This window comes from Pectobacterium sp. CHL-2024 (assembly GCF_044751765.1).
Classification (GTDB): domain Bacteria; phylum Pseudomonadota; class Gammaproteobacteria; order Enterobacterales; family Enterobacteriaceae; genus Pectobacterium; species Pectobacterium brasiliense.
Window position 1 is genome coordinate 270,180 of record NZ_JBIXKO010000002.1, and the last position, 25,121, is coordinate 295,300.

Consider the following 25,121-nt stretch of genomic DNA (forward strand, 5'->3'; position numbering starts at 1 on the left):
CAGAAAACATCATAAAAAACCTCGCCAACCTGCAACGCAAAACACGGCAGTTCGTTTTCTATACCCTAAATAATTCAAGTTTCAGGACAAAACGTTAACGTTTTGAACAGCGCTTGCGCTGACCCCAAAGGGGTGAGGCCACAAGGCCGAATAACGCGGCAAGAGAAGGAATCCCGATGAGCTTACTCAGGTAAGTGATTCGGGTGACTGAACGCTGCCAACGCACATGCAACTTGAAGTATGACGGGTATGTGTGGAATAAGAATAATGAATGAACAGAAAGACGCAAATAACGAGACGTAGCATTTAGTTTAGATAAAATCCCAAGGTATAATTGTTTTTTTGCGTCCTTCCTCTCATTTTTAATGCACGCGTTACATAAAATGACGTGGAAAATTAGGCCTGCCTCATATTTGGAGCACACATGTCCCTGTCCCATATCGCGCAATTTATTCTGGCGCTGGTTGTTGTTGCGGCGCTGGCGCTACTCGTCTGCCGCGATCGTAAAAGTATTCGTATTCGTTTTATTATTCAGTTACTCGTCATCGAAATCCTGCTCGCGTATTTTTTCTTGTACTCGGACATTGGATTAGGCGCAGTCAAAGGGGTCGCCGCGCTGTTCGACAAACTACTCGGATTTGCAGGTCAAGGGACGGACTTCGTATTCGGTGACATGGTTAACAGCGAGAAGAACCTGATTTCCTTCTTCTTTAAAGTGCTCTGCCCTATCGTCTTCATTTCCGCGCTGATCGGTATCCTGCAGCACATTAAAGTGCTGCCGATCATCATCCGCGCGATTGGTACGGTCCTGTCCAAAGTGAACGGCATGGGTAAACTGGAATCCTTTAACGCAGTCAGTTCCCTGATTCTCGGCCAGTCCGAAAACTTCATTGCCTACAAAGACATTCTGGGCAAGATGTCCGAAAAACGCATGTACACCATGTCCGCGACCGCCATGTCGACCGTTTCGATGTCTATCGTCGGTGCGTACATGTCGATGCTGGATGCTAAATTCGTCGTTGCCGCGCTGATTCTGAACATGTTCAGTACCTTCATCGTGCTGTCGCTGATTAACCCTTACAAAGTCGGTGAAGAGCCGGAATTGCAGTTGGGGACTCTGCATGAAAATCAGAGCTTCTTTGAAATGCTGGGCGAATACATTCTGGCAGGCTTCAAAGTGGCCGTTATCGTTGCGGCGATGCTAATCGGCTTCATTGCACTGATTGCCGCGGTCAACGCCGTTTTCAGCGCCATTTTTGGCATCAGCTTCCAGGAAGTTCTCGGCTACGCGTTCTATCCGTTCGCTTGGATCATGGGTATTCCGTCTCACGAAGCCCTTCAGGTTGGTAGCATCATGGCAACCAAACTGGTTTCTAACGAATTTGTCGCGATGCTGGAACTGCAAAAAGTGGCTGGCGAACTGTCTCCACGTAGCGTGGGTATCCTGTCTGTGTTCCTGGTGTCCTTCGCCAACTTCTCGTCCATCGGTATTATTGCCGGCGCGATTAAAGGCCTGAACGAACAACAGGGCAACGTGGTTTCCCGTTTCGGTCTGAAACTGGTTTACGGTTCTACGCTGGTGAGCATCCTTTCCGCTGCTATCGCGGGTCTGGTGCTGTAATCCTTCACCGCGTTACGCCTTATTTATCCCTGTCCGGCAGCCTTGTGCTGCCGGCTCTTTTTCCTACAAACCCTGACATATCTTCCACATTTCCTTCATTTTTCTCCGGCGCCTCCTGTTTAAACTAGTAAAATAAGGCTATTGGTCTACTAACGTGCTGGGTATGACAGCCAACGCACATGCAGCGTGAAGTATGCGGCTACGCCGTGCTTCCCGCGCAACCTGAAGAGAGTAATCCATCACTATGAATGCCAAACGTATCCGAGGCCTGCTGGTACTTGCCGCCGTTATCGCTATTGCCGTACTGATCTGGCGCCATTTTACCCAGACGTCGCCTGCCACCTCCGGTGCGGGTGAACAGCACGCCGCCCGTACGTCACATTCGGTAAGCAACAGCAGTGGCGGTGGACGCCGTGCCGCTATGCGCACACTAGCCCCCGTGCAGGCGGCGATGACGCAGTCCGCTTCCGTGCCCTATTATCTGTCCGGTTTAGGCACCGTGACGGCAGCCAATACCGTGACGCTACGCAGTCGGGTGAACGGTCAGTTGATGGCACTGCACTTTCAGGAAGGGCAACAGGTTAAGGCTGGCGACCTGCTGGCAGAAATCGACCCCCGTCCTTTTCAGGTTGAGCTGACGCAGGCACAGGGACAGTTGGCAAAAGATCAGGCCGCACTGGCTAATGCCCGACAAGATTTAGCGCGCTATCAGCAGTTGGTGAAAACCAACCTGATCTCCCGTCAGGAGTTAGATGCACAGACCGCCGCTGTACGTCAGGCGGAAGGGACGCTAAAAGCCGATGAAGGTGCCGTAGCCAGCGCACAGCTCCAGTTGGATTACAGCAAAATTACCGCCCCAATCGGCGGTCGGATCGGTTTAAAGCAGGTCGATGTGGGGAATTACATCACCAGCGGCGACACCAATGGTATTGTCGTGATTACGCAGACCTACCCTATCGATGTTGTCTTTACCGTGCCAGAAGCGGAAATCTCCACGATTCTGAGTGCGCAGAAGTCCGGTCAGCCGCCCGTGGTGGAAGCCTGGGATCGCGCCAACCAAACGAAACTCTCACAGGGCATCCTGCTGAGCATGGACAACCAGATCGACGCCACCACGGGCACGATCAAGCTCAAGGCGCGTTTTGACAATCTGGATGATGCCCTGTTCCCGAATCAGTTCGTGAATATCCGCATGAAGGTCGACACGCTGAAAAACGCCGTCGTCGCACCGTCCGCCGCCGTACAAATGGGCAATGAAGGCCGCTTCGTCTGGATTCTGAATGATAAAAATGAAGTGAGTAAGCGCCAGGTTACCACCAGCATTCAGTACGGCCAGCTGGTTGTAGTGACTGCGGGGCTGGACGCCGATGTGAAGGTCGTGACTGACGGTATCGACCGCCTGACCGAAGGCGCGAAAGTGGAAGTCGTGCCCTCAGCGCTGACGGAGAAAACGCCTGCCATCGCCGGGGAGAAATCCTGATGCAGGATACCGTTCCAGCCAGCGGCGGTGGGCCGTCACGCCTGTTTATTCTGCGTCCGGTTGCCACGACGCTGCTGATGATCGCTATTTTGCTGGCCGGTATTATCGGCTATCGGGCGCTGCCAGTTTCCGCCCTGCCCGAAGTCGATTACCCGACGATACAGGTTATTACCTTGTATCCCGGTGCCAGCCCCGACGTGGTGACCTCGGCGATTACCGCGCCGCTGGAGCGGCAGTTCGGCCAGATGTCTGGGTTGAAACAGATGTCGACGCAGAGCGCAGGCGGTGCATCCGTCATCACGCTTCAATTCCAGCTTGAGCTATCGCTGGACGTCGCCGAACAGGACGTGCAGGCCGCCATCAATGCGGCCAGCAACCTGCTGCCTAACGATCTGCCCTACCCGCCAACCTACAGCAAAGTGAATCCGGCGGATCCGCCGATTATGACGCTGGCCGTCACCTCCAGCGCCATGTCGATGACACAAGTGCAGGACATGGTAGACAACCGCATCGCGCAGAAAATCTCGCAGGTGGCGGGCGTCGGACTGGTGTCGTTAGCCGGTGGGCAACGTCCGGCGGTACGGGTAAGGCTGAACGCGCCTGCGCTGGCAGCGTACGGCTTGACCAGCGAAACGATCCGCACCGCGATTACCGCAGCCAACGTGAATTCCGCCAAGGGAAGTCTGGACGGCCCGACGCGCTCGGTCACGCTCTCCGCCAACGATCAGATGAAATCCGTTGATGATTACCGCAAGCTGATTGTTGCATGGAAGAATGGCGCGCCGGTGCGGCTTCAGGATGTCGCAACGATTGAGCAGGCCGCCGAGAACATTCATCTCGGTGCCTGGGCGAATCGACAGCAGGCGATCATTATCAACGTTCAGCGCCAGCCGGGTGCCAACGTCATCACAACCACGGACAGCATTAGTAAGATGCTGCCCGCGTTGAAAGCCAGCCTGCCTAACTCCGTCGAGGTCACCACGCTGACCGACCGCACCACCAGCATTCGTGCCTCGGTGAAAGACGTCCAGTTCGAGCTGCTGTTAGCTATCGCGCTGGTCGTGATGGTGATTTACCTGTTCTTGCGTAACGCCGTCGCCACGCTGATCCCCAGCATCGCCGTGCCGCTGTCGCTGATTGGCACCTTTGCCGCGATGTACTTCCTCGGCTTCTCCATCAACAACCTGACGCTCATGGCGCTGACCATCGCCACTGGTTTCGTGGTGGATGATGCCATCGTGGTGATTGAAAACATCGCCCGCTATATCGAAAAAGGGGAAAAGCCGATTCACGCGGCGCTGAAGGGCGCAGGGGAAATCGGCTTCACCATTATCTCTCTGACCTTCTCGCTCATCGCTGTGCTGATCCCGCTGCTGTTTATGGGCGATATCGTTGGACGCCTGTTCCGCGAATTTGCCGTCACGCTGGCGGTGTCTATCCTGATTTCCGCCGTCGTGTCGCTTACGCTCACGCCGATGATGTGCGCTCGAATGCTGAGCCATCAGTCGCTGCGTAAACAGAACCGTTTTACCCGCGCCAGCGAACGTTTCTTCACTCGCCTGATCGATGCCTACGGCGTCTGGCTGCGCAAGGTACTGAACCATCCATGGCTGACGCTTAGCGTCGCGCTCGGTACGCTGCTGCTTACGATTCTGCTCTATATCTGGATCCCGAAAGGCTTCTTCCCGATACAGGATAACGGCATCATTCAGGGCACTGTGCAGGCACCGCAGACGGTCTCGTTCAGCAATATGGCCGATCGCCAGCAGCGCGTTGCATCCATCATCATGAAAGATCCGGCGGTGGAGAGCGTGTCCTCGTTCATCGGCGTTGACGGCACGAATGCCGCGCTAAACAGCGGCCGACTGCAAATCAACCTGAAACCGCTCAGTGAGCGCAGCGAACGTATTCCAGAGATCATCAGCCGCCTGCAACAGCAAACGGCACAGATTCCCGGCATCCAACTGTATCTGCAACCGGTGCAGGATCTCACCATCGACACCCAAATCAGCCGCACGCAGTACCAGTTTACCTTGCAGGCGATGTCGCTGGACGAGCTGAGCCAGTGGGTGCCCAAGCTGATGACCGAGCTGAAAAAGCTGCCGCAGCTAGAAGATGTCAGCAGCGACTGGCAAGACGGCGCAGCGGTCGCCTACGTCAACGTAAACCGCGACAGCGCCAGCCGTCTGGGCATCACGATGTCGCAGGTCGACAGCGCGCTGTACAACGCCTTTGGTCAGCGACTGGTTTCCACCATCTATACGCAGGCCAGCCAGTATCGCGTGGTGCTGGAACACGATACGACGAATAACACCGGTCTGGACGCACTGAACGACGTGCGCCTCATCAGCAGCGACGGCGGAACCATTCCGCTCAGCAGCATTGCCACCGTTGAAGAACGTCAGGGGCCGCTGGCGATCAACCATATCGACCAGTTCCCGTCGACGACGATCTCCTTCAACGTCGCTAAAGGCTATGCGCTGGGCGAAGCGGTGGATGCCATCACGCAGGCCGAGCAGCAGATGAACCTGCCGGCGGATATCACCACTCGCTTTCAGGGCAGTACGCTGGCGTTCCAGTCGGCGCTGAGCAGCACCGTCTGGCTGATCGTGGCGGCGATTGTCGCGATGTATATTGTGCTCGGCGTGCTGTACGAAAGCTTTATTCACCCGATCACCATCTTGTCTACGCTGCCAACGGCGGGCGTCGGCGCGCTGCTGGCGCTGATGATGGCGGGGAATGAACTGGATGTGATCGCCATTATCGGGATCATATTGCTCATCGGGATCGTGAAGAAAAACGCCATCATGATGATCGACTTCGCGCTGGCGGCAGAGCGAGAACAGGGCATGAAACCGTACGACGCGATTTATCAGGCCTGTCTGCTGCGTTTCCGGCCAATTCTGATGACCACCATGGCGGCGCTGCTCAGTGCGCTGCCGCTGATGCTGAGTACCGGCGTCGGTGCGGAGCTGCGCCAGCCGCTGGGGATCTGTATGGTCGGCGGCCTGATCATGAGCCAAATCCTGACGCTGTTTACCACACCGGTGATCTACCTGCTGTTTGATCGTCTGGCGACGCGTTTCCGCCGTGTGCCGCGTCAGGAGGAAGAAACCGAGTGAAGTTCTTCGCCCTGTTCATCCACCGCCCCGTCGCCACCCTGCTGCTGACGCTGGCCATCGCGCTCTGTGGCGTACTGGGTTTCCGCCTGTTGCCGGTGTCACCGCTGCCCCAGGTGGATTTCCCGGTGATCTCGGTCAGCGCCTCGCTGCCCGGTGCCTCGCCGGAAACCATGGCGTCTGCCGTCGCCACCCCGCTGGAACGCGCACTCGGCAGGATCGCAGGCGTGAACGAAATGACGTCGACCAGCTCGCTCGGCAGCACGCGCGTTATTCTGGTGTTTAATCTCGATCGCGATATCAACGGCGCGGCGCGTGATGTACAGGCGGCGATTAACGCCGCACAGAATCTGCTGCCGTCCGGCATGTCCAGCCGCCCGACCTACCGTAAAGTCAATCCGTCCGACGCCCCCGTCATGATTCTGACGCTGACCTCGGATACCTACAGTCAGGGGCAGCTGTACGACTTTGCGTCTACCCAGCTGTCGCAGAAAATTTCGCAGATGGAAGGCGTCGGCGATGTCTCTATCGGCGGGAGTTCGCTCCCCGCCGTGCGCGTCGCGCTGAATCCGGTGGCGCTGTTTAATCAGGGTATTTCCCTTGATGAGGTACGGCAGGCCATCGCGCAGGCAAACGTGCGTCAGCCGCTAGGGAATGTGGAAAACAACCAGAAAAGCTGGCAGATAAAAACCAACGATGAACTCAAAACCGCCGATGCCTACGCGCCGCTGATTATCCATTACAAAAACGGCGCTGCCGTCCGCCTGAGTGACGTCGCCACGGTAGAAGATTCGGTGCAGAACGCCCGTAACGCGGGGATGGCAAACTCGAAACCGGCGATTCTGGTGATGATTCGCCGCGCGCCGGATGCCAACATTATTACCACGGTAGACAATATCCGCGCCGCGATGCCGGAACTGCGCGCCAGCCTGCCCGCCGAAATACAGCTGGATGTCGCGCAGGATCGTTCGCCCACCATTCGCGCCTCGCTGGCGGAAGTCGAGCAATCGCTGATTATCGCCGTCGCGCTGGTTATTTTGGTCGTCTTCCTGTTTCTGCGTTCCGGCCGCGCAACCGCTATTCCGGCATTAGCCGTCCCTGTGTCGCTGATCGGCACCTTTGCGGCGATGTACCTGTGCGGCTTTAGCCTGAATAACCTGTCGCTGATGGCGCTCACCATCGCCACCGGCTTCGTGGTGGATGACGCCATCGTGGTGCTGGAGAATATTTCCCGCCACATCGAAGCGGGCATGAAACCGCTACAGGCGTCGCTTCAGGGCGTGCGCGAAGTGGGATTCACCGTCTTATCCATGAGTCTGTCGCTGGTGGCGGTGTTCATCCCACTCCTGCTGATGGACGGCTTGCCGGGGCGGCTATTCCGTGAATTCGCCGTCACGCTGTCGGTGGCGATCATGATTTCGCTGCTGATCTCACTCACGCTCACGCCGATGCTGTGCGCACGACTGCTGCGTGCCGTGCCCAAACGCAGCCAGCCGCGCAAGCGCGGTTTTAACCGCGTCCTGATGGCGATGCAACAAGGCTACGGGCGCTCGCTGAAATGGGTGCTCAACCATGCACGATGGGTGTTACTGCTCCTGCTGGGCACCATCGCGCTCAACGTCTGGCTGTATATCAGCATTCCGAAAACCTTCTTCCCGGAGCAGGATACGGGACGGCTGATGGGCTTCATTCAAGCCGACCAGAGCATTTCTTTTCAGGCCATGACGGTGAAACTCCAGAACTTCATGACCATTGTCAGCAGCGACCCGGCGGTGGATAACGTGAACGGGTTTACCGGCGGATCGCGCACCAACAGCGGGTCGATGTTTATCTCGCTTAAGCCGCTGTCCGAGCGCGATGTGTCGGCACAGCAGGTGATCAGCCGCCTGCGCGTCAAGCTGGCAAAAGAGCCCGGTGCTAACCTGTTTTTAATGCCGGTGCAAGATATTCGCATCGGCGGGCGGGAAGCGAACGCCGGGTATCAGTACACGCTGCTGTCTGACGATCTGAGCGAGCTGCGCGTCTGGGAACCCAAGATTCGTGCGGCTTTCAGCAAACTGCCTGAGCTGGCCGACGTGAACTCCGATCAGCAGGATAAAGGGGCGGAAATGGCGCTCACCTACGATCGCGATGCGATGGCGCAGCTCGGCATCAGCGTTTCTGCCGCTAACGCGCTGCTCAATAACGCCTTCGGACAGCGTCAGATTTCGACCATTTACCAGCCGCTAAACCAATATAAGGTGGTGATGGAAGTGGACGACGCCTACACGCAGGACGTCAGTTCACTGGATAAAATGTTCGTGATCAATAACGAAGGTAAGCCTATTCCGCTCTCTTACTTCGCCAGTTGGAAGCCGATCAACGCCCCGCTGTCGGTGAACCATCAGGGGCTGTCCGCCGCCTCGACGATCTCTTTTAACCTGCCGGAAGGCACCGATCTTTCCAGCGCGACGGCGGCAATAGAAAGAACCATGACGTCGCTGGGCGTGCCGTCAGCGGTACGCGGCCAGTTCTCTGGTACGGCGCAGGCGTTCCAGCAGTCACAGTCTTCCCAGCTGTTGCTGATTCTGGCGGCGATTATCACCGTGTATATCGTGCTCGGCGTGCTGTATGAGAGCTACGTGCATCCGCTGACGATTCTGTCCACCCTACCCTCGGCGGGCGTGGGCGCACTGCTGGCGCTGGAGTGGTTCGGTGCGCCGTTTAGTCTGGTGGCGCTGATTGGCATCATGCTGTTGATTGGGATCGTGAAGAAGAACGCGATCATGATGGTGGATTTCGCGCTGGTGGCACAGCGCAGCGGTGGGTTGAGCGCGCAGGACGCCATTTTTCAGGCCTGCCTGCTCCGTTTCCGCCCGATAATGATGACCACGTTAGCCGCGCTGTTTGGCGCACTACCGCTGGTGCTGACCAGCGGCGACGGTGCGGAGTTGCGTCAACCGCTCGGCATCACGATTGTCGGCGGGCTGGTGATGAGCCAAATCCTCACGCTGTATACCACTCCGGTGGTGTATCTGTTTTTCGACAAGCTGAGGAATATTCGGCGCAAAGCACCGGAGAAGGATTTGTCACTGTCGTGACGAAATAGAATTACCGTCAACTATCTAATTAATATGTTATTTATGGGGATGTTTCGTGCGCTCAAGCTTCACCATTTTTCTAGTAGCGCCCCGACGCGCCCGACCAAGGGCGGCTCAATTGCCGTCGCCCTTGGAACCCTGGCTTTTTTGGCGGGAAATTATGCCGCTGTGCGGTGCCTTCGGGAAAAGCATCCTCTTTGCGGACCGCCGCTGACGCGTTCCCGACGCGGCATCGGCTTGCGCGGCATCCATGCCGCTTATCCGAGAGTCTGCCTTTCCCTCTGCATAATTTACGCCAAGGGAAATACTCAGCACACGAAACCTAGCCAAAAGAACAAGTTACACAATCGGGTGTCGGCATATGTATTCACCAGCTATCCATTTATCACTTAATCAGGGGGAATCTGAAACATGATGAATTCCGCCTCTGTCCGCTGGCAGCTCTGGATTGTTGCCTTTGGCTTTTTTATGCAGACGCTGGATACCACCATCGTGAATACCGCGCTGCCTTCGATGGCCGCGAGTCTGAATGAAAGCCCGCTGCATATGCATTCGGTGATTGTTTCCTATGTGCTGACCGTCGCAGTGATGCTGCCAGCCAGCGGGTGGCTGGCAGATCGTATCGGCGTGAAGAACATCTTTTTCACCGCGATTCTGCTATTTACACTGGGATCGCTGCTGTGCGCCCGTTCAGAGACGCTGAATGAGCTGCTGGCCTCGCGCGTTATTCAAGGGATCGGCGGTGCGATGATGGTGCCGGTCGGCCGGCTGACGGTGATGAAAATCGTCCCGCGCGATCAGTATATGGCGGCGATGACCTTCGTGACGCTGCCCGGCCAGATTGGCCCACTAATGGGACCGGCACTCGGCGGTTTTCTGGTGGAATACGCCAGCTGGCACTGGATCTTCCTCATCAACCTGCCTGTTGGCATTATCGGCGCACTAGCCACCTGGTTCCTGATGCCCAATTACACCATGCGGACGCAGCGCTTTGACATCAGCGGCTTCCTCTGGCTTGCCGTCGGTATGGCCACGCTGACATTGGCGCTGGACGGCAACCGCAGTCTGGGCATTCCGCCGCTTGCCATTTTTGCGTTAATCGCCATCGGGCTAATCGCGCTATTAAGCTATTGGCTGCACGCCCGTCACAACAAACGAGCACTGTTTAATCTGCATCTGTTCGACACGCCGACCTTCTCTATCGGCCTGAGCGGCGGGCTATTAGCACGCATCGGCAGCGGTATGTTACCGTTTATGACGCCGCTGTTTTTACAGTTGGGAATGGGCTTTTCTCCGTTCCACGCCGGGCTGATGATGGTGCCGATGGTGCTAGGCAGCATGGGTATGAAGCGGATCGTGGTGCAGGTCGTTAACCGACTCGGCTACCGCCGCGTGCTGATTGTCTCCACGCTGCTGCTGGCACTGGTCACGGCGCTGTTCGCTCTGGTCGCGCTGATGAAATGGATCTGGATGATCCCGATTGTGCTGTTCTTCCTCGGCACGGTGAACGCCGTTCGCTTCTCCACCATGAACACGCTAACCCTGAAGGATCTACCGGATACGCTCGCCAGCGGCGGGAATAGCCTGCTATCGATGACCATGCAGCTGTCCACCAGCCTCGGCGTCAGCATCGCAGGCATTCTGCTGGGCATGTTTTCCCAGCCGCACATGGCGGCGGGAAGCGGAGAAACGCACATGGTGTTTATTTATACCTATCTCAGCATGATCGTCATCATCGCCCTGCCCGTGTTGATTTTTAACCGCGTCCCGGCGGACAGCGTCAAGCAGTCAACGCTGCCGCGTAAATCGTGAGGTCGTCATGAAATTCGGAATCACCGCCAAACTGTTCCTCGCGATTTTCGCCACCTGCATGCTGGTACTGATTACTATGCACTGGGGCGTGCGCGCCAGCTTCGAGCGAGGCTTTATCGACTACATTAAGCGTGGCAACGAGCAGCGGGTCATGCAGCTACGCGATGCGCTGGCGGAGCAATATCAGCTGCACGGCGACTGGTCATTCCTGCGCAACGATGAGCGTCTGGTGTTCAAGATGCTGCACTCGCTGGATCAGAACAACGACACCGACAACAGTATGCAGGGGCTGCGGGTGCGCCTGTGGGTGCTGGATACCGGCAAACGCAAGCTGTTCGGCTCTCCGGCACCCATCCCGAATGAAGGCACCTGGCAGCCGATTCAGGTACAAAACCAGACGGTCGGCTGGATTGTGGCGTCGCCCGTTGAGCGCCTGACCCGCAACGCCGACATCAGTTTCGACAGGCAGCAGCAGCGCACCAGTTGGCTGATTGTCGCGCTCTCGACGCTGCTCGCGATCATAGCCACCTGGCTGACCGCGCGTGGCCTGCTGGCGCCCGTCAAGCGGCTGGTCAGCGGCATGCACAGTTTGGCCTCGGGCGATTTCAGCACCCGTGTAACCGCCAGCTCGCACGATGAACTGGGCAGGCTGGGACAGGATTTCAATCAGCTTGCCATCACGCTGGAAAAAAACGAACAGTCTCGCCGCGCGTTTATGGCCGATGTCTCCCACGAATTGCGTACGCCGCTGGCGGTGCTGCGTGGCGAGCTGGAAGCCTTGCAGGATGGCGTGCGCAAGCCCGACTCGCATTCTCTGCACTCGCTCCAGTCTGAGGTCACGACGCTCACCAAACTGGTGGACGACCTGCATCAGCTCACTCTGTCCGATCGTGGGGCGCTGGCCTACCGCAAAGCACCTGTAGACGTGGTGCAAATTCTGCATATTGCTATCGCCGCGTTTCATGAACGTTTCCAGAAAAAGCAGATTACGCTCACCACCGATTTACCCGCGCAGGCGAGCGTCTTTGGCGATCCAGACCGGCTAAGTCAGCTGTTTAACAATTTGCTGGAAAACAGCCTGCGCTACACTGATGAGCAGGGTCAGTTGACCATTGCGGTTATTCAGCAGCATAAACGCTGGGCGATTATCTGGCAGGACAGCGCCCCCGGCGTGACCGACGAGCAGCTCATGCTGATTTTCGAACGCTTTTACCGTGCGGAAAGTTCGCGTAACCGCGCCAGCGGCGGCTCCGGGCTGGGGCTGGCAATCTGCAATAATATCGTTGAGGCACATAGCGGACGGCTGTATGCTGAACATTCGCCATTAGGGGGCGTGATGATTACCATCGAGCTTCCCTTGCACGAACCTGATTAAGATTCACATCTAAATAAGCAGAGCTATGACAACCGTACCCGATTTCGCTATGGCGTCACCGATTCTCATCGTCGAAGACGAGCCCAAATTGGGGCAACTGCTGGTGGATTACCTTCAGGCAGCGGACTATGCCACGCACTGGCTGCCCAACGGCAATGATGTCGTCGAGTGGGTGCGGCAGCATTCCCCTTCCCTCATTTTGCTGGATTTAATGCTGCCGGGCTGCGACGGCCTGACGCTCTGCCGTACCATCCGCCAGTTTTCCAACGTGCCAATTATCATGGTCACCGCCCGCAGCGAAGAGATCGATCGCCTGCTGGGGCTGGAAATTGGGGCCGATGACTATATTTGTAAGCCCTTCAGCCCGCGCGAAGTGGTCGTGCGCGTCAGAACGCTGTTGCGCCGCTGTGGCTGGCAGAATGACGGCGTGAAATCCGCAGAGAAAACCGAAACGGCCCTGTTGATCGATAAAAGCGGTTTTCAGGCCAGCTATCTGGGGCAGAACCTTGACCTGACGCCAGCGGAGTTTCGCCTACTTAAGACGCTTTCCACCGAGCCGGGTAAGGTGTTTTCCCGCGAGGCGCTGCTCGATAAACTCTACGACGATTACCGCGTCGTGACCGACCGCACCATCGATAGTCACATCAAAAATCTGCGTCGCAAGCTGGAACAGCTGGACGAAGAGACCTCATTTATCCGCACGGTATACGGCATCGGCTATCGCTGGGAAGCCGCGCCCTGTAATGAGGTGTAACACCCAGCGCCTTATGATGTTATGGAGACCATTTTGAACGGACCAGCCCCTGATAACCGCTACCCCATGGCCGGTTTCCCCCAAGTGTGTTTCATCAAGAATATTGTCACCAACCCGAATATTGAAATTGGCGACTACACCTATTATGACGATCCCGATGGTGCGGAAAATTTCGAGCAAAATGTGCTCTACCACTATCCGTTTCTCGGCGATAAATTAGTCATCGGCAAGTTTTGCGCTATCGCGCGTGGCGCAAAATTTATCATGAACGGGGCCAATCATCGGCTTTCTGGCCTGTCGACTTACCCGTTTCAGATTTTTGGCAACGGCTGGGAAAAAGTGACGCCCAAGCCCGGCGATCTGCCTTACAAAGGCGATACGCTTATCGGCAATGATGTCTGGATTGGCTATGACGCGCTGATCATGCCCGGCATCCGCATTGGAAATGGCGCCATCATTGCGTCACGCGCCGTGGTCACCGCCGATGTACCCGCTTATACGGTCGTTGGCGGCAATCCGGCCAAAATCCTTAAAGTCCGTTTTGCGCCGGACGTCATCGAGGCACTGGAAGCGCTGAGCTGGTGGGACTGGCCGATAGAAAAAATCACGCGTCATCTGGAAATCATCGCAGCGGGCGATATTGCGGCACTGCAAGCTGGCCATCTGTCCGAATAACCGTCTTCCATTCCATACGAATTCATTCCACACGAAAAAGAGGCTTTCACGATAATGACTGCGCTATTTTCCGAAACCACCAAAATCGAGACTCCTCGCCTGCTGCTACGCCCGCTTTATCGTGATGATGCGCCAGCGCTGTTCGCCTTTATGTCCGATCCGGTTGTGATGCGCTTCTGGAACCATCCGCCCTGGCAGCGCATCGAGCAGGCGCACGACGCAATTGACGAATACTGGAGCGCGCTGTGCGCCGGGCAGCATATGAAGCTGGGTCTGGAAGTTAAAGAAAGCGGCGAACTGATCGGCACCTGCGTGCTGTTCAACCTTGAGATTGAGTCTAAACGCGCCGAAATCGGCTACTGTCTGGCGGCGAGCGCGCAAGGCAAAGGCTATATGGCGGAAGCGCTCTCTGCGCTGCGGGATTTTGCCTTTGAAACGGCGGGACTCAGCCGACTAGAAGCCGAAATCGATCCCCGCAATGTGGCGTCAGCCCGCTCGCTGGAACGACTGGGATTCACGCAGGAAGGGCTATTGAAACAGCGTTGGATCGTCGACGGCGAGGTGTCCGACTCTGCGCTCTACGGCCTGCTGGCGGCTAAACGTTAGCCACCCCCCTTCCCAGTCTGGTCAAAAATACTGTCTGACTTAATGAAAATTTTGTCATTTTCTCTTTTCCCAAGGCTGTTACTCTTTTAAGCCTACAATAATAACGGGTATCACCCCGCACGGCGTGCGGGACTTGGGTCACCTGCAACAGAACAGATGAGGGGAAAAACGATGTCAGGCTTAGTGAATGGCAAATGGGTTAACGGCGATGTCGCGGCGGAAGAGATCAAAAACGGGGCGTTCCACCGTGAAGAAACCAAATTTCGGCAAACCGAGCTGGTACCAGAAGCCGGTCGTTACCAGCTTTTTGTCTCCTATCTCTGCCCGTGGGCGTCGCGCACGCTGATTTTCCGCAAACTGAAAGGGCTGGAGAACATCATTTCGCTCTCCGTTGCCAACCCGCGCATCGCGGATAACGGCTGGGAATTTGCTACCCCGCAGGATGCCGGCGAGCACGTGGGTGAGATTAACTACCTGCACCAGCTCTACACCGCCAGCGTGCCCGACTATACCGGAAAGGTATCAGTCCCTGTGCTGTGGGATCGGGTGGAAGGCCGCATCGTGAACAACGAATCGGCGGATATCATCCGCATGCTGAACAGCGAATTTAACGATCTGACCGGCAACCACCTCGATTTCTACCCGTCGGAGCTGCGCGCTGAGATCGACCGCTGGAACGAAACCGTATACCACAACGTCAACAACGGCGTGTATAAGACAGGTTTCGCCAAAACGCAGGAACACTATAACGATGCCGTCACCACGCTCTTCGCCACGCTGGACGAACTGGACGAGCATCTTGGCAGCCATCGCTATATGCTCGGCGACACGTTGACCGAGGCCGACTGGCGTCTGTTTGTCACGCTGGTGCGTTTTGACGTGGCCTACCACGGCGCGTTCAAATGTAACCTGAAGCGCATTGCCGACTACCCGAACCTGTCGAACTACCTGCGCGAACTGTACCAGTGGCCGGGCGTTGCGGAGACGGTCAATATCGACCACATCAAAGCAGGCTATTACGGTATTGCCTGGCTGAACCCGACGCAGATTGTGCCAGTTGGCCCACAGGTCGATTTATATCAGCTCCACAACCGCGAAACGTTCGGAAAATCCCGTATCGCGACGCGTTAATCCTGCTTTATCCGGCCTGCTCTATTAATGGCAGGCCATTCTTTATTTAGGTCAAAAAATTGATTTACATCAAACAATAGGCCTACGTTTCGTGTGCCGTCTACTGCAATTTCTCCCTATTAGCGCTAGAATCCTCCGCCTTTACTGTTCCCGCCGTGGAGCAGCCTGACTTGTGATCAGAATCGAGAGATACCATGTTTAAACCGGAACTGCTTTCTCCGGCCGGTACGCTGAAAAATATGCGCTACGCCTTTGCCTATGGCGCAGACGCGATTTATGCCGGTCAACCTCGCTACAGCCTGCGCGTGCGCAATAACGAATTCAACCATCAGACGCTGGCGCAAGCCATTAACGAAGCGCATGAACTGGGCAAGAAATTCTACGTCGTCGTTAACATCGCGCCGCACAATGCCAAACTGAAAACCTTCCTGCGTGACCTGCAACCCGTGATCGAAATGGGGCCAGATGCGCTGATCATGTCCGATCCGGGCCTGATTATGCTGGTGCGGGAAAACTTCCCACAGATGGATATTCACCTTTCCGTTCAGGCCAACGCGGTCAACTGGGCGACGGTGAAATTCTGGCAGCAAATGGGGCTGACGCGTGTGATTCTGTCCCGCGAACTGTCGCTGGAAGAGATTGCAGAAATCCGCCAGAACGTCCCGGATATGGAACTGGAGATCTTCGTTCACGGCGCGCTGTGCATGGCGTATTCCGGTCGCTGCCTGCTGTCCGGCTACATCAACAAACGCGATCCGAATCAGGGCACCTGCACCAACGCCTGCCGCTGGGAATATAAGGTTCAGGAAGGCAAAGAGGACGAGGTCGGGAATATCGTCCATCAGCACGAACCTATCGCGGTGAAAAACGTTGAACCTGCACTGGGCATCGGCGAACCGACGGACAAAGTCTTTATGCTGGAAGAAAACATGCGTCCCGGCGAGTACATGAGCGCATTTGAAGATGAGCACGGCACCTACATCATGAACTCCCGCGATCTGCGTGCCATTCAGCACGTTGAACGTCTGACGCAAATGCAGGTTCATTCGCTGAAAATCGAAGGCCGCACCAAGTCATTCTATTATTGCGCTCGTACCGCACAGGTTTATCGTCGTGCCATTGACGACGCTGTCGCAGGGAAACCGTTCGATTCAACGCTGCTGGAAACGCTGGAAGGTCTGGCACACCGTGGTTATACCGAAGGCTTCCTGCGTCGCCACGTGCATGAAGATTACCAGAACTACGACTACGGCTATTCCGTTTCCGACCGTCAGCAGTTTGTTGGGGAATTCACCGGCGTACGCCGCGATGGGCTGGCAGAAGTCAATGTGAAGAACAAATTTTCCTGCGGCGACAGCGTGGAGATGATGACGCCGAACGGCAATATTCAATTCACTATCGACGCTATGCAGAATGCCAAAGGGCAGCCGACCGATGTCGCACCGGGTAACGGCCATATCGTCTATCTGCCCGTGCCGGACGATGTCTCGCTGGATTATGCGCTACTGCTGCGCAATCTGCCGGGCACCACCACGCGCAATCCTAACGTGGAATAAACCGGTAATATAGCCGGATGTCCCAACCATCCGGCTATCCCCTTCGTAAGCCATTCTTTCTTTATGATATGCCCCCCTATTATCACTTTTCCCTGCCGCAAATAACGGCGTCAGTTGCCCGAAGGTATCGTTACAAAGCTCAGGGTTTTTTACGAATATTAGAAACAGATCACATCAATTCGCCGCTCTTGTGGTTAATATTGCGTCGCTGAGAAAACATAGAACGAAAAATAAGCGTAGTGATACTACTAGGAACCACCTCCTTGGCCAGCTCAATCTCCCTTGAGCTGGCTTTTCTTTTTCTTCCGCCCACGCATTTTCCCACCGCACACATTCACCGACTCTTCTGATATCTGCCTACCAATTTAGTGTCTATGATTAACTGCAACGTTTCTGTATTAACAACATCGCAGCCAGAGAAATAAGACATGGAAAAAAATCCAATCACACTGCTGATTTTGAATGGAAAAAGTGCGGGTAATGAAGAACTTCGCGAAGCCATTGATGAGCTACGCAAGGACGGCTATACGCTGCATGTGCGCGTGACCTGGGAATACGGCGATGCCAAACGCTATGTAGAAGAGGCGATTCAGCTCAACGCGGATAATGTGATCGCCGCCGGTGGTGACGGTACCGTCAATGAAGTCGCCGCCGCCTTAGCGGTGCAACCGGAAGCGGTGCGTCCGTGTCTGGGAATTGTGCCGCTGGGCACCGCCAACGATTTTGCCACCAGCTGTCAAATTCCGATGGAGATGCACAACGCGCTAACACTGGCGATCAAAGGCCGCGCTACCGCCATTGATGTCGCCAAAGTGAACGACGAACACTATTTCATCAACATGGCGACGGGCGGTTTCGCCACCCGCATTACCACCGAGACACCGGCCAAGATGAAAGCGGCGCTGGGGAGTGCGTCTTACGTGCTGCACGCGCTCTTTCGCATGGACATGCTGCAAGCCGAACGCTGTGAGATTCGCGGGCCAGATTTTCACTGGTCAGGCGATACGCTGGTTATCGCGGTGGGGAATGGCCGTCAGGCTGGCGGCGGACAGCAGCTTTGCCCAGAGGCGCTGATCAACGATGGGCTACTGGAACTGAGCGTGCTGTCGGCAACCGAGCTGCTGCCGAATATGTTGCAGGCCTGGTTCACCGGTAGCGAAAACCAGAACATGATTTCCGCTACCCTGCCGTGGCTGGAGATCACCGCCCCAGACGATATGACGTTTAATCTGGACGGCGAGCCGCTCAGCGCCAAACGCTTCCATATCGAGGTACTTCCCGCAGCGATTCACTGTCGGCTGCCACCGCAATGCTCGCTGCTGGAATAGCGGCGCGTTTTGACTATTCCTGTTTCTACTATTCCCGCTTCAGGCGATTACTGTTTGCCAGGTACAGCGTCACCACCAGCAGCAGGATCGCCGCGGAATACACCAGCGTATCCGACGGACTTTTGTGATCGACAATAATCAGGCGAATGATGGCCGTGATGCCGATGTAGATAAAATAGCGCAGCGGGAAGTGATAGCCGGACTGGAAATACTTCACGATCAGCGCAATGAACTCGAAATACAGGAAATAGATCACAATGCCTTCTATCAGCTGATAAGAGGAATCTTTCTCGTTGGAGATCAGCAGCACTTTCGCCAGATGGAACGTTTCCTTGACTAAAAAAATCACCAAAATGATCGCCAGCACCAGCAGGCCGATATTGAGTATCGTCTGAAGCGCCTTGGCAGCCATCGCACTGCGAGCAGAACCTGCCATATGTTATCCCCACACCCTATTTCACATTAACGCCAAGATTTCACAGCAAAGTAACCGGACGTTCACGCACTGTCTATGCCGAAGACGCTTAATTTACTTTGAAATTACTGGCAAATGTGTCACACAAAGTACAAGTCAATTTACTTATACCCGCCATATTTCAGGCGGCAGGAAGCCGGCAGTGCGAAGAATTGAGGGCATATAATATTTACCACCAGCGATGGAAGTGATGAACAGGGCCGATGCCGTGCCCGACCTCCAGCGTGTCGGCCTGCTGTAGTGCCTGCTGTAAATAGTCCTTCGCTGCCTTGACCGTTTCCCCCCAGCTATCGTGACGCGGTCGCAGCGCCGCCAGCGCGGCGGACAGCGTGCAGCCAGTGCCGTGCGTATGGCGTGTATTCACGCGCGGAGAGCTAAAGCGCTGCGGTTCAGCCTGTCGACTGAACAGCCAGTCCGGACTTTCCGCTTCACTGAGGTGACCGCCTTTCATCAGCACCACCTGACAGCCCATCTCCAGCAGCGCTTCTCCCTGCTCACGCATTTCCCGCTCGTTAGCGGCAGGTGACGTATTCAGCAGCGCGGCGGCTTCCGGCAAGTTAGGCGTAATCAGGGACACAAGCGGCAACAGTTCACGACGGATCGATTCCACCGCCTCCGGCGCAAGTAGCGGATCGCCACTTTTCGCCAGCATCACGGTGTCCAGCACAACAAAAGGCACCGCGTAACGACGCAGGCGCTCGGCAACGGTTTCAACAATATCGGTCTGTGCCAGCATCCCAATCTTGGCGCTGTCGATACGCACATCGCTCAGCACGGAATCCAGCTGTGCTGCGACAAAATCCGGTTCAATCAGGTAGACGGACTGCACGCCGCGCGTATTTTGCGCCACCAGCGCAGTAATGACAGAGGTGCCGTAAGCGCCCAGCGCAGAAAAGGCTTTTAAATCCGCCTGAATACCCGCACCGCCGCTCGGATCGGTGCCCGCAATCGTCAACGCATTGATACGCTTCATGCCAGATCCTCCGCGCGCAGGGTATAAAGTCTATCGAGGAAATGGGAGATAAAACTCCCCGAGCCTTGCGACACCGAAGCCGCCTGCTGACCCGCTAACGCCATGACATAGCACGCTGCCGCCACGTGCGATAAACGATCCCCCTCTAAAGAACAGAAACCCGCGACCACCGCCGACAGCGCACAGCCCGTTCCGACCACGCGCGTCATCATGCTATCGCCACCGGTTATCGCGATGTCTCGCTCACCGTCCGTGACATAATCCACCACGCCGGTCACCGCAACAATCGTTCCCACTTGCAGAGCCAGCTCGCGTGCAGCAGGGAGCGCCGCCAGCGAATCATCAGCGCTATCCACGCCCCGTCCCAGTGCAGATAACCCCGCCAGTGCCATAATTTCAGACGCATTACCGCGAATCGCCGCGGGTTTCCCTGCTAGCAATTCACGACAGAATTCAGTACGAAAGGTCAAACCGCCTACCGCAACCGGGTCAAGCACCCACGGTGTATTCGCCTGGTGGGCGCTGTTTACCGCCGCCCGCATCGCCTCAGCACGCGAGCGCTCCAGCGTTCCGACATTAATCAGCAGCGCATCCGCTACTGTGCTGAACTGCGCGGCTTCTTCAGGATCGACCACCATCGCAGGCGACGCATTCAGTGCCAGCAGCACATTAGCAGTAAAAGATTGCACCACATCGTTGGTCAGACAGTGCACCAGCGGCGCGGCAGAACGGAATTGAGTGAGTGATGTTGCTGCCTGAGCGGCAGAAAAGTCGGTGGGTCGCGTGTTCATAAGTCTCCCAACCGGCGTGGAAGAAGGCGGCAACCGGTGGGGCATACCGTGACTTCCCTACGCTGGCATTATCCAGATCAGGTGGTACGGGTATTTCTCAGCCTTCACAAAGAAGGGCACCCCGAGTCATTTAAAATCAAAATGTTGCGATTAATTTTTTATTAATCGGTGATCAGGATAATGCCAGTAGGAGGTATTGTAAATGGACATCCAATCACGCTTGTGCCCAACGGGTATTGACCTTATCCACAAGCAGTGGACTAAACAAGGTTCTGGTTTCCAAACAGTACCTGACTGATACCACCACAGGTACTCTGAAGAATCAGCAAGTTATATCCTTTCGTCAAAGAAATCTTCATTCGATCAAATTTTTATTTTTTTGTGAATTATTGACATTGTCGTAAGCCTTGCCAGACAAGGGTTGCGCATTTCTTAACCTTTCGCAACCTAAATTTAACCTCAAAATCAAGCCTTGCACTCAAAAGAATCTCAACTAAAATACCCAGCATGTAGTGTCTTAATGAAATTAATACACTACATATAGATAACGCATTAATGACAGGCATAAAAAAACCGGATTCACAAATTGTGAACCCGGCTTATGAAGCATGACCACCATGAGTTTGCAGACTCATAACGTTTGTTAGCCTCACTTTCATTTCTACAGTTTGATTGTGCCGAGCTTGGATGGTCATGTAAATACCAATTAGTGCTCATGAGGAGCTACACATGACAATCTGTAATAAGCCTCATCGATACAATACAACTTTCATTAACCTGCCAGATGACCAGGGCGGTGAGGGGCGGCATAAATGTTGTGGCTGTGCCTACGATCAAGGCTACCAATCAGGTTTATCTCGAACGGAACAAGTCTGGGTAAATTTGCATGTTTTACCTGATAGCCAAGCGGGTACTGTACGCCATAAAAGCCCACAAGCAGCATTTGCTGAAGGCTATCGTGATGGTATGCGTGATTCCTACCGCTCTGTTGGTTAACAGTCGGAGTAAAAATCCACCTCTTGAAGAGGTGGCTTTAAGTGGGGCCCCCTAAAAGGGGGCCTTGTCCGTTTTAATCCTGCAATAACTCCATTTGCTGTTCGTACTCTTGGTCTTTCTTATCCTGATGCCTCACGTAACGTCTGATAATTTCTTCGTTCACTCCCACCGTGTCCGCAAAGTATCCTCTAGCCCAAAAGTGATTACCCCACAGTTTCTTTCTTATATGCGGAAATTTATTGTAGAGACGAATAGCAGTGCGCCCTTTCAGGACGCCCATTAGCGTTGAAATTGAGAGTTTCGGTGGAACCATCACTACAAGATGAACATGGTCTGGTTGAACATTTAGTTCCAATATCTCGCAATCTTTCATATTGCAAAGTATGTAAATCGAACGGTAAAGCTCTTTCCCTACTGTGCCCGTTAAAATCTTGTAGCGATATTTTGGGGTCCAAACCAAGTGGTATTTGAAACGCCAAAACACATGTGCTGAACTTCTATAACTGCTCATGTCAGTGATTTCCTTCTTACTTGTGGTGAGTAAGCTGGAATTTTCTGGCATGGGCTTCCTTCAGGCTATAGCCTCACAGGGACAATCACCACCTCCCGAGGAGGTGGTTTAAGGCTGACAACTAAATGAGGAGGGAAACCTCCTCATTACTTGTAGCTGAAGTAGTTTTCCAAAGTGCATATTCTTTGTATATCTTAGACACAGCAAAGGTTAATAATGAAAAGAAAGTTACAGGTTTTTGTATCCAGTACATTTACTGACCTGATTGAAGAAAGACAAGCAGCAGTAAGCGCAATCCTGAAAGCAGGCCACATTCCCGCAGGGATGGAGTTGTTTACAGCCGCAGATCGTTCTCAAATGGATATTATAAAAAATTGGATCGATGAATCTGATGTATATATGTTAATACTTGGTGGCCGCTATGGTTCGATAGAGCCTACATCAGGTAAAAGTTATACAGAGTTAGAGTATGACTATGCGGTGGAAAAAGGGAAACCTCTGTTTGCTGTTGTAATTAAAGATGACGTTCTAGAGCGAAAAGTTAAAGAGCATGGTACTGATTTTCTTGAACGAGACGAACCTAAGTCTTTAGCTGAATTCAAAAGAAAAGTACTATCAAATATGTCATCTTTCTTTGAAGATCAAAAAGATATACGATTATGTGTTCATGAGAGCTTGTCTGACTTCAGCGCAAACAGAAAACTTAAGGGCTGGGTTTCAGCGGATGAAATCATTGACACTCATGATTTAGCTGAAGAAATTAAAAAATTAAATGAAGAAAACAGAAAGTTAAAATCTGATATTGAAAGCAAAGATAAAAAAAATAAAATCACTAATAAATAACAAAGATGCAGAATTTACAGAACTAGCTGAAGTTCTCAATGAAATAAAAATAACCATACCCCATAAGAAAATAAAATCAGATACCGACATTGAGACAAACCTACTCAATATCTTCGTTACATTCAAAGATTCATTTGTTAACGGTATAACCAACGATATCAGCATGAAGGACTGGGATAATTATTTGTTTTACGAAATAAGTCCTATGCTCAAAATTCACGGATTAATGGAAAATGAAAAAGTTACAGGCGTAAGATACCGTAGATATGTTGCAACTGAACTAGGAACAAAACTACTTGCTTACGTTGAAAAAGCAAAAATAAAAAAATCCAAAGAAAAGAAATAACAGGTAAACAAATAACCCTAGCACTAATAATTTTTAATATTAGTGCTTTATTTTTTATAATCAATACCAATCCATACTATCAATCACATAACAAACCGTGGATAATGGGAACGTATGAAGATATCGTCAAGTTATACCTAAACCACTCCTATCATGCCCAACCACCTACTGCAAGTGCGCCTAGTTCCCAACCCAGCAAGCTAATAAATAGTGCAGCTGGCTATCCCATCATATTTGATCTGAGATTTCTCCAGCTCGGCGAGCTTGCTTCTTCTGGCTCCGGTGTATACCAGCAGCAATATTATCCACTTCTACCAACCAGCACGCTGCTTGAACGCTCCAACAAACGTCTTTATCTCTGCGGCGCTATATGCTCCAAACTTAACTTTAGAAGGTACTACAACTACAGTTAGCGAATAACGTAAAGCAAGCGGTCACCCGAGCCCTTCCCCACCTGACACAAAATGAAAAACCACAGGCACGTTGTGACATAGAGAAAAACGCCATAACCCTTTAGACTGGTTAATCAAACCCATACTGAGGAGATTGTGATGACGATGATAAAGAGTTATGCCGCACCGGAAGCAGGCGCAGCGCTGGAGTTGTATGAGTTTGATGCGGGTGAACTGCAAGCGGAAGACGTAGAAGTCACGGTTGATTACTGCGGCGTATGCCACTCCGATCTCTCGATGATCGATAACGAATGGGGCATGTCGAGCTATCCGCTGGTTGCCGGGCATGAAGTGATTGGCCGCGTGCACGCACTGGGTGAAGCGGCGAAAAGCAAAGGATTGAAGGTTGGTCAGCGCGTCGGCATTGGCTGGACAGCACGAAGCTGTGGGCACTGCGATGCCTGTATCAGCGGTAGCCAAACCAACTGCCAGCAAGGCAGCGTACCGACAATTCTGAATAAAGGCGGTTTTGCCAATAAGATTCGTGCAAACTGGCAGTGGGCTATCCCGCTTCCTGATTCCATTGATATCGAATCTGCAGGCCCGTTGCTGTGCGGCGGCATCACCGTGTTCAAACCGCTGTTAATGCACCATATCACTGCGACCAGCCGCGTCGGCGTGATCGGTATCGGCGGCTTGGGACATATCGCGATTAAGCTCCTGCACGCGATGGGCTGTGAAGTCACAGCGTTCAGCTCAAACCCAGCCAAAGAGCAAGAAGTGCGGGCGATGGGCGCCGATAAAGTCGTCAACAGCCGCGATCCGCAGGCGCTGACCGCACTGGCAGGCCAGTTCGATCTCATTATCAACACCGTGAGCGTCGATCTGGAATGGCAGCCCTACTTCAACGCGCTCGCCTATAACGGGAAATTCCATACCGTCGGCGCGGTCATGAAGCCGTTCAACGTTCCAGCCTTCACGCTTATTGCGGGTGACCGCAGCGTTTCCGGTTCTTCTACCGGTTCACCGCATGAACTACGTTCTCTGATGAAGCTCGCCGCGCGCGCCAACGTGAAGCCACAGACGGAACTGTTCCCCATGTCGAAAATCAACGATGCCATCCAGCACGTACGTGACGGCAAAGCTCGCTACCGTGTTGTACTGAAAGCTGATTTTTAATCGGTAAAGACGCCTGAGCGATCGGGCGTCTGCTTTTTGCACATCACGTCATTCTCTGGGTTACACCGCTCGATACCA

General features: G+C 54.1%; 20 protein-coding genes, 1 pseudogene and 1 riboswitch. Of the genes and pseudogenes, 16 read left to right on the plus strand and 5 right to left on the minus strand.

Going from position 1 to position 25,121, the window contains the following annotated elements; all coding sequences use genetic code 11:
• Nucleotides 1-430 precede the first annotated feature (430 nt).
• From ACIPUG_RS06160 to yegS, 12 genes are all read left to right on the plus strand, one after another.
• On the plus strand, nt 431-1,621 hold the full coding sequence (locus tag ACIPUG_RS06160; RefSeq protein WP_104209560.1) for a NupC/NupG family nucleoside CNT transporter: 1,191 nt from the start codon (nt 431-433) through the stop codon (nt 1,619-1,621).
• Between the two features lie 244 nt (nt 1,622-1,865).
• Nucleotides 1,866-3,101: an MdtA/MuxA family multidrug efflux RND transporter periplasmic adaptor subunit gene (locus ACIPUG_RS06165; protein WP_400337874.1), complete on the plus strand. Its 1,236-nt coding sequence runs from the start codon at nt 1,866-1,868 to the stop codon at nt 3,099-3,101.
• Nucleotides 3,101-6,223: an MdtB/MuxB family multidrug efflux RND transporter permease subunit gene (locus ACIPUG_RS06170; RefSeq protein ID WP_400337877.1), complete on the plus strand. Its 3,123-nt coding sequence runs from the start codon at nt 3,101-3,103 to the stop codon at nt 6,221-6,223. The genes ACIPUG_RS06165 and ACIPUG_RS06170 overlap by 1 nt, the downstream gene beginning before the upstream one ends.
• Nucleotides 6,220-9,300 carry a multidrug efflux RND transporter permease subunit MdtC gene (mdtC, locus tag ACIPUG_RS06175; RefSeq protein WP_400337880.1) on the plus strand — a complete coding sequence of 1,027 codons (3,081 nt, stop codon included), beginning with the start codon at nt 6,220-6,222 and terminating at the stop codon, nt 9,298-9,300. The genes ACIPUG_RS06170 and mdtC overlap by 4 nt, the downstream gene beginning before the upstream one ends.
• Before the next feature lie 411 nt (nt 9,301-9,711).
• Nucleotides 9,712-11,112 carry an MFS transporter gene (locus ACIPUG_RS06180; RefSeq protein ID WP_400337883.1) on the plus strand — a complete coding sequence of 467 codons (1,401 nt, stop codon included), beginning with the start codon at nt 9,712-9,714 and terminating at the stop codon, nt 11,110-11,112.
• 7 nt (nt 11,113-11,119) lie between these two features.
• A complete protein-coding gene (baeS, locus tag ACIPUG_RS06185; protein WP_400337885.1) occupies nt 11,120-12,487 on the plus strand; it encodes a two-component system sensor histidine kinase BaeS in 1,368 nt (455 codons plus the stop codon).
• Nucleotides 12,488-12,512: 25 nt separating this feature from the next.
• Nucleotides 12,513-13,241, plus strand: coding sequence for a two-component system response regulator BaeR (gene baeR, locus ACIPUG_RS06190; RefSeq protein WP_400276216.1), 729 nt, complete (start codon nt 12,513-12,515; stop codon nt 13,239-13,241).
• A 21-nt stretch (nt 13,242-13,262) separates the two neighbouring features.
• The gene (locus ACIPUG_RS06195; protein ID WP_400337888.1) at nt 13,263-13,916 is read left to right on the plus strand and encodes a Vat family streptogramin A O-acetyltransferase; all 654 of its coding nucleotides are present in this window, start codon (nt 13,263-13,265) and stop codon (nt 13,914-13,916) included.
• Between the two features lie 54 nt (nt 13,917-13,970).
• Nucleotides 13,971-14,522, plus strand: a complete 552-nt coding sequence (locus tag ACIPUG_RS06200) for a GNAT family N-acetyltransferase (RefSeq protein WP_014916171.1) — start codon at nt 13,971-13,973, stop codon at nt 14,520-14,522.
• Nucleotides 14,523-14,693: 171 nt separating this feature from the next.
• Entirely contained in the window at nt 14,694-15,653 is a 960-nt protein-coding gene (locus ACIPUG_RS06205) for a glutathione S-transferase family protein (protein WP_039498489.1), read from the plus strand.
• Between the two features lie 194 nt (nt 15,654-15,847).
• Entirely contained in the window at nt 15,848-17,209 is a 1,362-nt protein-coding gene (yegQ, locus tag ACIPUG_RS06210) for a tRNA 5-hydroxyuridine modification protein YegQ (RefSeq protein WP_205532588.1), read from the plus strand.
• 428 nt (nt 17,210-17,637) lie between these two features.
• Complete coding sequence (yegS, locus tag ACIPUG_RS06215) at nt 17,638-18,537, plus strand: lipid kinase YegS (protein WP_039498491.1); 900 nt, start codon at nt 17,638-17,640, stop codon at nt 18,535-18,537.
• Nucleotides 18,538-18,565: 28 nt separating this feature from the next.
• Here the strand turns inward: yegS and psiE are convergent, their stop codons facing one another.
• The 3 genes from psiE to thiM all read right to left on the minus strand — a co-directional run bounded on the left by psiE (nt 18,566) and on the right by thiM (nt 20,776).
• A complete protein-coding gene (gene psiE, locus ACIPUG_RS06220) occupies nt 18,566-18,973 on the minus strand; it encodes a phosphate-starvation-inducible protein PsiE (protein ID WP_010279946.1) in 408 nt (135 codons plus the stop codon).
• 208 nt (nt 18,974-19,181) lie between these two features.
• Nucleotides 19,182-19,985: a bifunctional hydroxymethylpyrimidine kinase/phosphomethylpyrimidine kinase gene (thiD, locus tag ACIPUG_RS06225; RefSeq protein ID WP_400337893.1), complete on the minus strand. Its 804-nt coding sequence runs from the start codon at nt 19,983-19,985 to the stop codon at nt 19,182-19,184.
• On the minus strand, nt 19,982-20,776 hold the full coding sequence (gene thiM / locus ACIPUG_RS06230; RefSeq protein ID WP_400337896.1) for a hydroxyethylthiazole kinase: 795 nt from the start codon (nt 20,774-20,776) through the stop codon (nt 19,982-19,984). The genes thiD and thiM overlap by 4 nt, the downstream gene beginning before the upstream one ends.
• Nucleotides 20,777-20,813: 37 nt before the next feature.
• Nucleotides 20,814-20,910, minus strand: a riboswitch (TPP riboswitch).
• Between the two features lie 595 nt (nt 20,911-21,505).
• Between thiM and ACIPUG_RS06235 the strand changes: the two genes are divergently transcribed.
• On the plus strand, nt 21,506-21,772 hold the full coding sequence (locus tag ACIPUG_RS06235) for a hypothetical protein (RefSeq protein ID WP_400337898.1): 267 nt from the start codon (nt 21,506-21,508) through the stop codon (nt 21,770-21,772).
• A gap of 73 nt (nt 21,773-21,845) precedes the next feature.
• On the opposite strand, the gene tnpA is transcribed toward ACIPUG_RS06235, so the two are convergent.
• Nucleotides 21,846-22,283: an IS200/IS605 family transposase gene (gene tnpA / locus ACIPUG_RS06240; RefSeq protein ID WP_400337965.1), complete on the minus strand. Its 438-nt coding sequence runs from the start codon at nt 22,281-22,283 to the stop codon at nt 21,846-21,848.
• Between the two features lie 216 nt (nt 22,284-22,499).
• Here tnpA and ACIPUG_RS06245 point away from each other — a divergent pair, with 216 nt between their 5' ends.
• Together ACIPUG_RS06245 and ACIPUG_RS06250 are read left to right on the plus strand one after the other, a co-directional pair.
• The gene (locus ACIPUG_RS06245) at nt 22,500-23,126 is read left to right on the plus strand and encodes a DUF4062 domain-containing protein (protein ID WP_400337900.1); all 627 of its coding nucleotides are present in this window, start codon (nt 22,500-22,502) and stop codon (nt 23,124-23,126) included.
• Nucleotides 23,086-23,472, plus strand: coding sequence for a hypothetical protein (locus ACIPUG_RS06250; protein ID WP_400337903.1), 387 nt, complete (start codon nt 23,086-23,088; stop codon nt 23,470-23,472). Before ACIPUG_RS06245 ends, ACIPUG_RS06250 begins: the two co-directional genes overlap by 41 nt.
• Before the next feature lie 60 nt (nt 23,473-23,532).
• On the opposite strand, the pseudogene ACIPUG_RS06255 reads toward ACIPUG_RS06250, so the two are convergent.
• Nucleotides 23,533-23,879, minus strand: a pseudogene (locus tag ACIPUG_RS06255) (hypothetical protein); the annotation flags it as partial.
• 144 nt (nt 23,880-24,023) lie between these two features.
• Between ACIPUG_RS06255 and ACIPUG_RS06260 the strand changes: the two are divergent.
• Complete coding sequence (locus tag ACIPUG_RS06260) at nt 24,024-25,043, plus strand: NAD(P)-dependent alcohol dehydrogenase (RefSeq protein ID WP_400337906.1); 1,020 nt, start codon at nt 24,024-24,026, stop codon at nt 25,041-25,043.
• The last annotated feature ends 78 nt before the right edge of the window (nt 25,044-25,121 follow it).